The sequence below is a fragment of the Streptomyces sp. NPDC056600 genome (genome assembly GCF_042792855.1).
Taxonomy (GTDB): domain Bacteria; phylum Actinomycetota; class Actinomycetes; order Streptomycetales; family Streptomycetaceae; genus Streptomyces.
In genome coordinates, this window is record NZ_JBHTVQ010000052.1 from 13,542 (window position 1) to 25,668 (window position 12,127).

General features: G+C 73.4%; 11 protein-coding genes. 5 read left to right on the forward strand and 6 right to left on the reverse strand.

Annotation, left to right across the window (positions count from 1 at the left end):
• Nucleotides 1-25 precede the first annotated feature (25 nt).
• The 4 genes from ACFRAV_RS23600 to ACFRAV_RS23615 form a co-directional block, all read right to left on the reverse strand.
• Nucleotides 26-1,240 carry an acetyl-CoA C-acetyltransferase gene (locus ACFRAV_RS23600; RefSeq protein WP_382558248.1) on the reverse strand — a complete coding sequence of 405 codons (1,215 nt, stop codon included), beginning with the start codon at nt 1,238-1,240 and terminating at the stop codon, nt 26-28.
• Entirely contained in the window at nt 1,237-2,550 is a 1,314-nt protein-coding gene (locus ACFRAV_RS23605; protein ID WP_382558249.1) for a CaiB/BaiF CoA transferase family protein, read from the reverse strand. Before ACFRAV_RS23605 ends, ACFRAV_RS23600 begins: the two co-directional genes overlap by 4 nt.
• Before the next feature lie 165 nt (nt 2,551-2,715).
• Nucleotides 2,716-3,435 (reverse strand): endonuclease V, encoded by a 720-nt coding sequence (locus tag ACFRAV_RS23610; protein WP_382558250.1) that lies wholly within the window; start codon nt 3,433-3,435, stop codon nt 2,716-2,718.
• A 28-nt stretch (nt 3,436-3,463) separates the two neighbouring features.
• Nucleotides 3,464-3,787 (reverse strand): plasmid stabilization protein, encoded by a 324-nt coding sequence (locus ACFRAV_RS23615; protein ID WP_382558251.1) that lies wholly within the window; start codon nt 3,785-3,787, stop codon nt 3,464-3,466.
• Nucleotides 3,788-4,098: 311 nt separating this feature from the next.
• On the opposite strand from ACFRAV_RS23615, the gene ACFRAV_RS23620 reads away from it, so the two are divergent.
• From ACFRAV_RS23620 to ACFRAV_RS23630, 3 genes are all read left to right on the forward strand, one after another.
• A complete protein-coding gene (locus ACFRAV_RS23620) occupies nt 4,099-4,515 on the forward strand; it encodes an SsgA family sporulation/cell division regulator (RefSeq protein WP_382558252.1) in 417 nt (138 codons plus the stop codon).
• Nucleotides 4,516-4,785: 270 nt separating this feature from the next.
• Complete coding sequence (locus tag ACFRAV_RS23625; RefSeq protein ID WP_382558253.1) at nt 4,786-6,426, forward strand: ABC-F family ATP-binding cassette domain-containing protein; 1,641 nt, start codon at nt 4,786-4,788, stop codon at nt 6,424-6,426.
• Between the two features lie 93 nt (nt 6,427-6,519).
• Nucleotides 6,520-7,299 (forward strand): VOC family protein, encoded by a 780-nt coding sequence (locus tag ACFRAV_RS23630; RefSeq protein ID WP_382558254.1) that lies wholly within the window; start codon nt 6,520-6,522, stop codon nt 7,297-7,299.
• Nucleotides 7,300-7,602: 303 nt separating this feature from the next.
• On the opposite strand, the gene ligD is transcribed toward ACFRAV_RS23630, so the two are convergent.
• On the reverse strand, nt 7,603-8,613 hold the full coding sequence (gene ligD / locus ACFRAV_RS23635; protein WP_382558255.1) for a non-homologous end-joining DNA ligase: 1,011 nt from the start codon (nt 8,611-8,613) through the stop codon (nt 7,603-7,605).
• A 52-nt stretch (nt 8,614-8,665) separates the two neighbouring features.
• Here ligD and ACFRAV_RS23640 point away from each other — a divergent pair, with 52 nt between their 5' ends.
• Nucleotides 8,666-9,736, forward strand: a complete 1,071-nt coding sequence (locus ACFRAV_RS23640) for an ATP-dependent DNA ligase (RefSeq protein ID WP_382558256.1) — start codon at nt 8,666-8,668, stop codon at nt 9,734-9,736.
• Here the strand turns inward: ACFRAV_RS23640 and ACFRAV_RS23645 are convergent.
• Entirely contained in the window at nt 9,726-10,916 is a 1,191-nt protein-coding gene (locus ACFRAV_RS23645) for a zinc-dependent alcohol dehydrogenase (protein ID WP_382558257.1), read from the reverse strand. The genes ACFRAV_RS23640 and ACFRAV_RS23645 overlap by 11 nt on opposite strands.
• 293 nt (nt 10,917-11,209) lie before the next feature.
• Between ACFRAV_RS23645 and ACFRAV_RS23650 the strand changes: the two genes are divergently transcribed.
• Nucleotides 11,210-12,118: a DUF3048 domain-containing protein gene (locus ACFRAV_RS23650; RefSeq protein ID WP_382558258.1), complete on the forward strand. Its 909-nt coding sequence runs from the start codon at nt 11,210-11,212 to the stop codon at nt 12,116-12,118.
• The last annotated feature ends 9 nt before the right edge of the window (nt 12,119-12,127 follow it).

The window sequence follows — 12,127 nt, forward strand, 5'->3', positions numbered from 1 at the left end:
GGTCTCGTGGTTCCGCCGGGCTGTGTCAGAGGCGTTCGACGACGGTGGCGATGCCCATGCCGCCGCCGACGCAGAGGGTGGCCAGGCCGTAGCGCTTGTCCTGCCGCTCCAGTTCGTCGATCAGGGTGCCGAGGATCATCGCGCCGGTCGCGCCGAGCGGGTGGCCGAGCGCGATGGCGCCGCCGTTGACGTTGACCTTGTCCAGGGAGAGCCCCATGTCCTTGACGTAGCGCAGGACGACGGCGGCGAAGGCCTCGTTGATCTCGACCAGGTCGATGTCGTCGATGGTCAGGCCGGCCTTCGCGAGCGCCTTGCGGGAGGCGGGGGCGGGGCCGGTGAGCATGATGGTGGGCTCGGAGCCGGAGACGGCGACGGAGACGATGCGGGCGCGCGGGGTGAGGCCGTACCGCTCGCCGGTCTCCTTGTTGCCGACGGCGACCAGGGCGGCGCCGTCGACGATGCCGGAGGAGTTGCCCGCGTGGTGGACGTGGTCGATCGACTCGACCCAGTGGTACTTCTGCAGGGCGACGGCGTCGAAGCCGCCCATCTCGCCGATGGCGGCGAAGGAGGGCTTGAGCCTGGCGAGGGAGTCGGCGGTGGTGCCGGGGCGCATGAACTCGTCGTGGTCCAGCACGGTGAATCCGTTGCGGTCCTTGACCGGGACGACGGACCGCTTGAAGCGGCCCTCCTTCCAGGCGGTGGCGGCCCGCTCCTGGGACAGTGCCGCGTACTCGTCGCACTCGCGGCGGGAGAAGCCCTCCAGGGTGGCGATCAGGTCGGCGCTGATGCCCTGCGGGACGAAGTCGGTCTCCAGGCTGGTCATCGGGTCCATCGCCCAGGCGCCGCCGTCCGAGCCCAGCGGGACGCGGGACATGGACTCCACGCCGCCGGCCAGGACCAGGTCCTCCCAGCCGGAGCGGACCTTCATGGCGGCCATGTTGACGGCCTCGAGACCGGAGGCGCAGAAGCGGTTCTCCTGCACGCCGGCGACGGTGTCGGGCAGGCCCGCGGCGATGGCGGCGGTGCGGGCGATGTCGGAGCCCTGGTCGCCGATGGGGCTGACCACGCCGAGCACGATGTCGTCGATCGCCGCGGGGTCGAGGTCGGGGAAACGGGCGCGGATCTCGTGGATCAGTCCGACCACGAGGTCGATCGGCTTGGTGCCGTGCAGGGCCCCGTTGGCCTTGCCGCGCCCGCGGGGGGTGCGGATCGCGTCGTAGACGTACGCTTCGGTGCTCACTGGTCAGCCTTTCGCAGGGGTGCGGAGTGGTCGTCGGGTGCGGCGGGGCGGTCGTGGTCGGGGGTGCGGCGGTCGTCGGCGCGGTCGCCCGCGGCGTGGCCCATGGCGGCACCGTCATGGGCGTGGCCGTCGGCGTGGTCGTCGCGGGAGCCGGCCAGGAGGGCGGGCAGGTCCCAGTCGCGGGCCACCTCCTCGGTGCCGGATCCGGAGCGCACCGGGCCGGTCCGCACGCTCCCCGGGGTGAGCGAGAAGCGCGGGGCGGGCGCCGGCTGGACGATGCCGGAGTGCTCGACGAAGGTCGACCGGGCGGCGAGGTGCGGGTGGTGCGGGGCCTCGCGCAGCGAGAGGACCGGGGCCACGCAGGCGTCGGATCCCTCGAAGACGGCCGCCCACTCGTCGCGGTCACGGGTCGCGAAGCGCGCGGCGACGGCCTCCCGCAGGGCGGGCCAGCGGGACAGGTCGACGTGCGCGTCCCGGAACTCCGGCAGGCCCAGCAGGTCGAGGAACCGGGCGTAGAACTGCGGTTCCAGGGCGCCGACCGCGATGTGCCCCCCGTCCGCGCAGGCGTACACGCCGTAGTAGGGGCAGCCGCCGTCGAGCAGGTTGGCCCCGCGCCGGTCCTGCCACTGCCCGCCGGCGAGCATGCCGTGGATCAGCGCCGACAGATGGGCCACGCCGTCGACGATGGCGGCGTCGACCACCTGTCCGGCTCCGGTGGCGCGGGCGTGGTGCAGGGCCGCGAGCACGCCGGTGACCAGGTAGAGGGAGCCGCCGGCGAAGTCCCCGAGCAGGTTCACCGGGACCACCGGGGGCCGGCCGGCCTCGCCGATCATGCCGAGGACGCCGGTGGGGGCGAGGTAGGAGATGTCGTGGCCGGCCCGGTCGGCGAGCGGGCCGTCCTGGCCCCAACCGGTCATCCGGCCGTAGACCAGGCGCGGATTGCGGGCGTGGCACGCCTCGGGGCCCACTCCGAGGCGTTCGGCGACGCCGGGGCGGTAGCCCTCGACCAGGATGTCGGCGCGTTCGGCCAGGTCGAGGACGCGCTCGGCACCGTCGGGCGACTTGAGGTCGAGCACCACCGACCGCTTGTTGCGGTGGGTGACGTCGTACCGGGGGTCGGGGGCGACGGCGATGCCACCGGGCCGGTCGACCCGGACCACGTCGGCGCCGAGGTCGCCCAGCAGCATGGCGGCGAACGGGCCGGGGCCGATGCCCGCCAGTTCCAGCACGCGCACACCGTCCAGCGGTCCTCGCGGACCGCCCGTCCCGGGGCCGTCTCCCGGGCTTCGTGGCGTGTTCGCCACCGTCATCTCAGCCCCCACTGTTCGCGGCGCGCGGTCCCGGTGCGACCCCGGCCCGCATGTGACACAACTGATGTAACACCGGTGATGCTACGAAGGCGGGGGGCACCGCACAAGAGCCTGGAAAGCAAGCGCTCAGTCGGATGCCGGTCGTGCAGCGGTTCCCGGAGGCGGTCACGGCCGCGCCAGGGCCTCCCTGAGCGCCCTGCGGCACAGGGCGTCGGCGTGCCGGGTGGTCTCGGGCAGGCGGTAGCGGGGGGTCAGCGCCAGGGTGTGGGCGCAGGCGTCGTCCAGGGAGATCCGGTGGCCGGCCGAGACGAAGACCGGCTTCACGCCCGCGCGGGTGCGCAGCGCCCGGCCGACCTCCTCCCCGTCCAGGCGCAGCGGGGTGTGGTCGCCGCGGCCGGGGCCGGGCGGGTCGGCGGCGAGGACGAAGGGGTTCTTGGCGACGCCGACGGCGGGCAGTCCGGTGAGCACCCCCACGTGGCAGGCGAGGCCGAAGCGCCGGGGGTGGGCGAGGCCGTAGCCGTCGCAGACCACCAGGCCGGGCGGGCCGGGGAGGGCTTCCAGGGCGGCCAGGACGGCGGGGACCTCGCGGAAGGCGAGCAGCCCGGGGACGTAGGGGAAGGGGACCGGCCCGACGGCGACGGCGCGGCCGGTCACCTCGAGGGTGGCCGCGTCCAGGGTGACCGCGGCGGCCGCGACCACCCCGCGCCCGTCGTCGTAGGCCACGTCGACGCCGGTGACGGGGCCGGTTCCCGGGGGCGGGCCCTCCTCGTCCAGGAGGAGCCGCGCGCGCAGCTCCTCCTGGACGGCCAGGGCGGCCTCCTCGGTGGTGGGCCAGCCCTCGGGAACTCCTGCGGTGGCCGCGGTGACGGCCTGGGTGTCGGTCACGGCCGAAGAGACTACGGCCCCTCGGCGGTCACTTGCCCAGGGCCTTGCGCAGCTGCTCCTTGTTCATGTCGGAGCGGCCCTGGACGTTCTCCTTCCGCGCCTCCTGGTAGAGCTGGTCGTACGTCGGCCCCTGCGAGCCGCTGCCGGAGCGCTGTCCTCCCCGTTTGCCGGACGACATGTCCTGGGTGGAGGTGCGGCTCGCGGTCCTCGACTCGCCGGAGCGGGCGCGTTCCTTGTTGACCGTGCGTGCGGCGATCTCCTCGGCGCGGTCGGTGGAGGCGCCGCGGGACTTCTCGCTCTCCTTGATGTGTTCGTACTGCCTCTCCCGCTTGGGGCTGGAACCACGGGGCATGGTCACGCACTCCTTCATGTCGGCATGTCGGGAATCTGCGGAGACAGGTCGGATACCCATGTTCCGTACGGTCATGGAGGGGGCGCCATGCGGCGGAGACCGGACGGCGCGACGGCGCAGGGCGCATGGGAACGCCGATGCGGGGGACGAGTCCTGGAGATGCCGTGGGGGAATGGTGGCGGGGGGAATGGCCTCGGTGACGCAGGTCACGTGGCGGGGGTGTACGGATTTCCGCCGTCCGGCCTCTGTTCCATTGCGCGGGTCCGACCAGCCCGGCGTCCGGTCAGTCGACTTCCAGGGGAGCAGCCGTCTTGTCCACCGTCATCGAGCACCCGGTTCAGGCCCGTCTCGTCGCCGCGGTTCCGCGGATGACGGTGATCCCGTCGACGCTGCACTACGACACCGACGACCCGTTAGCGGTGCGGATGACCTTCCCCGGCCCTGCCACCCTGGAGGGGGTGGAGGTGTGCTGGACGTTCGCCCGGGAGCTGCTGACCGAGGGGCTGCGTGACGCGCACGGTCTGGGGGACGTGCGGGTGCTGCCCTACGCGGAGGGGCGTACGGCGCTGGAGTTCCACTCCCCCGAGGGCGCCGCGGTGGTGCACGTGGCGACCGACGAGCTGCGCCGGTTCCTCGCCGCCTCCGCCGCGGTGGTGCCGTTCGGCTGTGAGCACCTGCACCTGGACCTCGACGAGGACCTGGCCGAGCTGATGCGCGACGTGCTCTGAGGGGGCCGGGCGAAAACGACTCGCCCCGCGTCGGGCGGTCCGGGTACCCTGGGGGTGCTTCTGCTGCCGTCGATCGGAGAAGGACGTTGCTCGTCTGAGGTCATGAGACACCGCGCCGCACCCCCGTGTACCCCGGGGCTGTTCGCGTCGCGTGTGCGACCTCGGACGCCATGAGCCGTCCTCCGCCTGCAGGGCCTTTTCTCTCTCCCGGCCTCGGCACGGTGTCTCGATACGCGATCACCCGACCGCATCACACCACCGCGAGGCCACGTGTCAACCACCTCCGCACCTTCCGTCACCGCAGCGTCCCTGTCCTTCGCCTGGCCGGACGGCACCCCGGTCCTGGAGGAGCTGGACGTCTCCTTCACCGCCGGCCGCACGGGACTGGTCGGCGTCAACGGCGCCGGGAAGTCCACCCTGCTGAAACTGATCGCCGGGGAGCTCATCCCGACCGACGGGTTCCTCCGGGTGACCGGCGAGCTCGGCTACCTCCCGCAGAACGTCACGCTCGACACCTCGCTCCGTGTCGACCAGGCGCTGGGCATCGAGGCCAAGCGCGCCGCGCTGCACGCCATCGAGTCCGGCGACGTCTCCGAGGAGCACTTCGAGACCGTCGGCGACGACTGGGACGTCGAGGAGCGCGCCCTGGCCACCCTGGGTGAACTCGGCCTAAGCCACCTGGGCCTGGACCGCGCCGTCGGCGAGCTGTCCGGCGGCGAGTCGGTGCTGCTGCGGCTCACCGCGCTGCTGCTGCGCCGCCCCGACGTGCTGCTGCTGGACGAGCCCACCAACAACCTGGACGTCTTCGCGCGCCGCCGGCTCTACGACACCGTGGCGGGCTGGGGCGGCGGTTCCCGCGTCGTGGTCATGGTCAGTCACGACCGCGAACTGCTGGAGCTGACCGACCGGATCGCCGATCTGCGCGCCGGCGAGGTCACCTGGTACGGCGGCAACCTCACCGCCTACGAGGAGGCGCTGGCCGCCGAGCAGGAGGCCGCCCAGCGCACGGTGCGCGCCGCCGAGGCGGACGTGCGCCGCCAGAAGCGTGAACTGGTCGAGGCGCAGACCAAGTTGGCCAAGCGTAAGAAGTACGGCCAGAAGATGAACGAGCAGAAGCGCGAGCCGAAGATCGTGATGGGGCTGCGCAAGAACGCGGCCGAGCAGTCGGCCGGCAAGCATCGGGCGATGCACCAGGAACGCCTCGCCGGGGCCAGGGAGCGGCTGGACGAGGCGGAGCTCGCCCTGCGTGAGGACGACGAGATCCGCGTCGACCTTCCCGCCACGGCCGTCCCGCCGGGCCGGACCGTGTTCACCCTTGAGGACCTGCGGGTGGTCCACGGGGCGTCCCTGGACGGCGTGTTCGAGGTGCGGGGGCCCGAGCGCGTCGCTCTGGTCGGCCGCAACGGTTCCGGCAAGACCACGCTGTTGCGGACCCTGGCGGGCGAGCTGGCGCCGGTGGAGGGCGCGGCGGTCACGCACGTGCCGGCCCGCTTCCTGCCGCAGCGGCTGGACATCCTCGACGAGGAGCTGTCGGTCGCGGGCAACGTGGCGCGGTTCGCGCCCGGCGCCACCGTCAACGAGGTGCGGGCGCGGCTCGCCCGGTTCCTGTTCCGCGGGGCGCGGGCGGAGCAGCTCGCCGGGTCGCTGTCCGGCGGCGAGTGCTTCCGGGCGGCGCTGGCCGCGCTGATGCTGGCGGAGCCGGCGCCGCAGCTGCTGATGCTCGACGAGCCCACCAACAACCTGGACATGGCGAGCGTGCGGCAGCTGACCCGGGCGCTGGAGGGGTACCGGGGGGCGCTGCTGGTGGCCAGTCACGACCTGCCGTTCCTCGACTCGATCGGCGTCACCCGGTGGCTGATGGCCGACGGCGAGCTGACCGAGGTCACCCGGGAGGACCTGGAGCGGCCGTGACTCCACGGTCGGCGGGGGTGCGCGGTGCACACTCGGCGGTACCCGCGGCGCGCGCGCCGCGCTCCGCGCACCCCTGACGATCGTGAGGCAACGATGCTGACCACCGCCTTCGTCCCCGGCTCCCCCAACTGGGTCGATCTGGGGACGCCCGACATCAACGTGGCGATGACCTTCTACGGCGGCCTCTTCGGCTGGCAGTTCGGCTCGGCCGGCCCGGACGCCGGGGGCTACGGGTTCTTCACCTCGGGCGGCCGGACGGTGGCGGGCGGCATGGAGACCCGTGACGCCTCCGGCGCGTGGACGGTCTACTTCGGCTCCGACGACGTGGACGCCACCGCGCGGGCGGTCCGCGGGGCCAAGGGGTCCGTGCTGATGGAGCCGGACGACGTCATGGACAAGGGCCGCATGGCGATCTTCGCCGACCCGATGGGGGCGTCGTTCGGCGTGTGGCACGCGGGAACGCTGACCGGGCTCGAGGTCACCGGCGAGGCCGGGGCCCTGTGCTGGGTGGAACTGCACACCACGGACGTGGCGGGGGCGGCGGGCTTCTACCACTCGGCGCTCGGCTGGGAGACCTCCTCCGTCTCCTTCCCGGGCGGCGTCTACACCGCTGTCAACCCGGCGGGCGTCGGGGAGGACGCGACGTTCGGGGGTCTGGTCGGCTCGGCGGACGACCCGGCGGAGGGCGGCACGCACTGGCTGCCCTACTTCGCGGTGACGGACGTCGACGCGGTGACCGGCCGTGCCCGTGAGCGGGGCGGCTCGGTGGACCTCGGTCCGGTCGACGTCGAGGGCGTCGGCCGGATGGCCCGCCTCGCGGACCCGCACGGCGCCCGCTTCGCGGTGCTGCGTCCGGAGCCGCCCCGGGGGTGAGCGGGGGCGCCTCGGCTCCGGCGCCGTCCGCCGACGACGCCTCGGCCGGGCGGCTGCCGCGCCTGCCATGCCTGCCGCGCCTGCGGTCGGCTGGGCCGCCAGGGGGCGATGGGGGACCCCCTGGACGAAGTCCTTGGGGTGGCGGGCGCAGGGGCGGTGCCTCCGCGGCGAGCGGCTCGCCCCATCGTGCACAAGCCGACGGCCAGGTACCGCTGCCAGGTGCGTCCAGGGCAGAGGCAGCCGGGCCGGCAGCGAACGGGCAGGCAGCGAACGGCGTGCCCGCGGCGGCCGGCGGGCCCCCACTCAGGCCTTCCGGGCCCGGCTGGGCTGCACCCGCTTCGGCTCGCCGGGCATCTTCGGATGGTCCGGCGGGTAGGGCAGGTCGCCGAGCCCGTGCTCGGCCTCGTCGCGCCGCGCCAGCTCCAGCAGTGGCTCCAGGGAGAAGGCGTGGTCCTCCATGTCCGCGTGCACGTCGCCCACCTCGGCGTACCGGGCGGCCATGGTCCGGATGTCGAAGTCCTCGGGCCGGGCCTCCCCCACCTCCTCCCAGCGCAGCGGCGCCGAGACGGGGGCGTGCGGCCGGGGCCGGACGGAGTAGGCGGAGGCGATGGTCCGGTCACGCGCGGTCTGGTTGTAGTCGACGAAGATCTTCTCGCCGCGCTCCTCCTTCCACCACCGGGTGGTGACCTGCTCCGGCATCCGCCGCTCCAGCTCCCGACCGGCGGCGATCGCCGCACGCCGCACCTCGGTGAAGGTCCACCGCGGCTCGATCGGCACGAACACGTGGATGCCGCGCCCTCCGGAGGTCTTCGGCCAGCCGCGCAGCCCGTACTCCTCCAGGACCTGGCGCAGCGCGTGGGCCGCGGTGACCGCCTCCGTGTACCCGGTGCCGGGCTGCGGGTCGAGGTCCAGGCGCAGTTCGTCCGGCCGGTCGACGTCCGTCCCGCGGACCGGCCAGGGGTGGAAGGTCAGGGTGTTGAACTGCACGGCCCAGATCACCGCGGCGATCTCGGTGGGGCACATCTCGTCGGCGCTGCGGCCGCTGGGGAAGGTGATGTGGGCGGTGGGGATCCAGTCGGGATGGTTCTTGGGGACGCGCTTCTGGAAGAACCACTCCCCCTCGACGCCGTCGGGGAAGCGCTGCAGGGTGGTGGGCCGCTCGCGCAGTGCGCGCAGGACGCCCGGTCCGACGGCGAGGTAGTACTCCGCCACGTCCCGCTTGGTATGGCCCTTCTCCGGGAAGAGCACCTTGTCCGGGTGGGACAGGCGCACCTTCCGTCCTCCGGCGTCCAGTTCCACGGCGTCGTCACCCATGTGTGCCACGGTAGGCGTGCCCCGGGCGGCGCGCACACGCAGAATCGGCCCCATGGACCTGCCGGTGATGCCGCCCGTGAAGCCGATGCTCGCCAAGTCGGTGGCGAAGATCCCCGAGGGGATGCACTACGAGGCCAAGTGGGACGGCTTCCGCGCGATCGTGTTCCGCGACGGCGAGGAGGTGGAACTCGCCAGCCGCACCACCAAGCCGCTCACCCGCTACTTCCCGGAGCTGGTGACCGCGCTGCGGGAGCGGCTGCCCGAGCGGTGCGTGGTGGACGGGGAGATCGTCGTCGCCCGCGGCGGGCGGCTGGACTTCGACGCGCTGACCGAGCGCATCCATCCGGCGGACTCCCGGGTCCGCACCCTGGCGGAGCGCACCCCGGCCTCGTTCGTCGCCTTCGACCTGCTGGCGCTGGACGACGAGTCCCTGACCGGCCGTCCCCTCACGGAGCGCCGGGCCCTGCTGGAGCGGATGCTGCGCGACGTCGACCCGCCGGTGCACCTGGCCCCCGCGACCGGGGACGTCGAGGTGGCGCGGCGGTGGTTCGAGCAGTTCGAGGGGGCGGGTCTGGACGGGGTGGTGGCCAAGCCGCCGACGCTGCGCTACCTGCCGGACGAGCGCGCCATGTTCAAGATCAAGCACGAGCGGACCGCGGACGTGGTGGTGGCCGGCTACCGGCTGCACAAGAGCGGTCCGGTGGTGGGCTCCCTGCTGCTGGGGCTCCACGACGACCAGGGGGTGCTGCAGCACGTGGGGGTGTGCGCGGCGTTCACCATGAAGCGCCGGGCGGAGCTGGTGGAGGAGCTGGAGCCACTGCGGCTGGACGACGTCTCCGGGCACCCCTGGGCGGCATGGGGGGACGCGGCGGCGCACGAGAGCGCCCGGCTGCCGGGGGCGCCGAGCCGCTGGTCGGGGAAGAAGGACCTCTCGTGGGTGCCCCTGCGGCCCGATCTGGTCGTGGAGGTGGCGTACGACCACATGGAGAACGGGGCGCGGTTCCGGCACACCGCGCGTTTCCGCCGGTGGAGGCCGGACCGCACCCCGGAGAGCTGCACCTTCGCCCAGTTGGAGGAGCCGGTGCGCTACGACCTCGCGGAGGTGCTGGGCGTCAAGGGTTGATGACGACCTTGACCGCGCCGTCCCGCTTCTTCTGGAACATGTCGTACGCCTCCGGCACCGCGGAGAGCGGGACGTGGTGGGTGGCGAAGTCGTCGACGCCCAGCGGGTCCTCGTCGGTGAGCAGCGGCAGGATGTCGTCGGTCCAGCGCCGGACGTTGGCCTGGCCCATCCGCAGCTGGATCTGCTTGTCGAAGAGGGTGAGCATCGGCATGGGGTCGGCCATGCCGCCGTAGACGCCGGAGAGCGAGATGGTGCCGCCGCGCCGCACCAGTTCGATGGCGGTGTACAGCGCCGCCAGGCGGTCGATGCTGAACCGTTCGGCGAGCGGGCCGCTGATCTTGTTGGGCAGCAGCGCGGTGGCGTTCTGCGCGAGGCGGGCGACGGCGCTGCCGTGCGCCTCGGTTCCCACCGCGTCGACCACCGAGTCGGGGCCGCGACCGCCGGTGACGTCACGGATCGCGGCGACCAGTTCCTTCTCGCTGTCGAAGTCGCGCAGGTCGAAGGTCTCCACCCCGCGCTCGCGGGCCCGGCGCAGGCGGTCGCCGACCAGGTCGACGCCGATGACGCGCTCCGCGCCCTGGTGCAGGGCGATGCGGCAGGCCATGTCGCCGATCGGTCCGAGGCCGAGGACGGCGAGGGTGCCGCCCTTGGGGACGGAGGCGTACTGGACGGCCTGCCAGGCGGTGGGCAGCACGTCGGAGAGGTAGAGGAACCGGTCGTCCGCCGGGCCCTCCGGCACCTTGATCGGCCCGAAGTGGGCCTGCGGCACACGCAGGTACTCGGCCTGCGCGCCGGGGACGGCGCCGTAGAGGCGGGTGTAGCCGAAGAGCTGGGCGCCCATGCCCTCGCCGGTCACCTGCGTGGTCTCGCACTGGGTGTAGAGGCCCTGGCCGCACATCCAGCAGCTGCCGCAGGAGATCTGGAAGGGCACCACCACGCGGTCCCCCGGCATCAGGTTGGTGACCTCCGATCCGACCTCCTCGACGATGCCCATGGGCTCGTGGCCGAGGATGTCACCGGGGGTCATGAACGGGGTGAGGACCTCGTAGAGGTGGAGGTCGGAGCCGCACAGTCCGGACGAGGTGATCCGGATGACCGCGTCCGTGGGTTCCTCGATGCTCGGATCGGGGACGGTCTCCACCCGGACGTCCCGCTTGCCCTGCCAGGTCACTGCCTTCATCGCGTCGGACTCCCTGCTTCCGCATGCTCCTGTCCGTGCGACGGGTACCCGGACGGCCTACGCGAAACCGGCCGAACCGGCACGGTTCGGCCGCCGGAGGTGCGGTGGAGGGCACGGCAGGGTAGGGCACCACGGACCGGTGCACCCTGAGAGACCGACGGATCGGCGGGCGGTAGGCAGTGGGCGTGGGACTGCGGAAGTGGCGGCGGCAGCGGGTGGGGGCACGGGTACGACCGCGGTCGCGGTCGGGGCGGCGCGGCGGAGCGGGTGGTCGCGCCGTCGGGACGAGAACGGTGCTCACGGCCGCGATCACCGCTCTCGCCCTGACGGGCGGATGCACCAGCCCGGGCGGCCAGGACGACACCGACCCCTCCCCCACCCCGAAAGCGGCCTCCGGCGTACTGGCCGTCAAGATCGACAACGTGCTCCCGGCGAGGCCGCAGACCGGACTGGCGCAGGCCGACGTGATCTACACGGAGCAGGTCGAGGCGGGCCTCAGCCGGCTGATGGCCCTCTACTCCACCACCTTCCCCACGGCGGTGGGCCCGGTGCGCAGCGCCCGGGAGACCGATCTGCGGCTGCTGCGTGAGTTCGACGAGCCGGTGCTCGCCTACTCCGGCTCGCAGAGCCGGCTGCGGCCGCTCATCGAGGCCGCGCCGCTGCGTGCGGAGACCCCCGGGCGCCACCCGGACGCCTGGTACCGGGGCGACGAGCATCCCGCCCCGCACAACCTCTACCTGCGGCCCGGGCGCCTGGTGAAGTCGCCCGCCGGTGCGGCGGCGCTGGCCGCGGCGGGCTTCCACGAGGGCCCGGCCCCGGCGGGCGGCACGAGGGAGGAACGGCGGACGGTGCGCTTTCCTTCGGCCCGGTTCGCCTTCACCTGGTCCGCGGAGCGGCACGGCTGGCTGGTGGAGACCGACGGCCGTCCCACCACCGACGGCGGACGTCAACTGGCCCCGCCGACCGTGGTCGTCCAGTACGTGACGGTGCGCCAGTCCCGTTTCCGGGACCGCGGGGGCAACACCACGCCGTTCAGCGAGACGGTGGGCTCCGGCAGTGCCGACCTGCTGCGGGACGGGAAGGTCTGGCCGGTGCGCTGGCAGCGGCCGACCGCGGCCGACGGTACCCGTTTCACCACCGAGGACGGCGGCGCCGTGAACACGGCGGACGGTCAGGTGTGGGTGGTGCTGGCCGAGCGGTGAGGGCCGGGC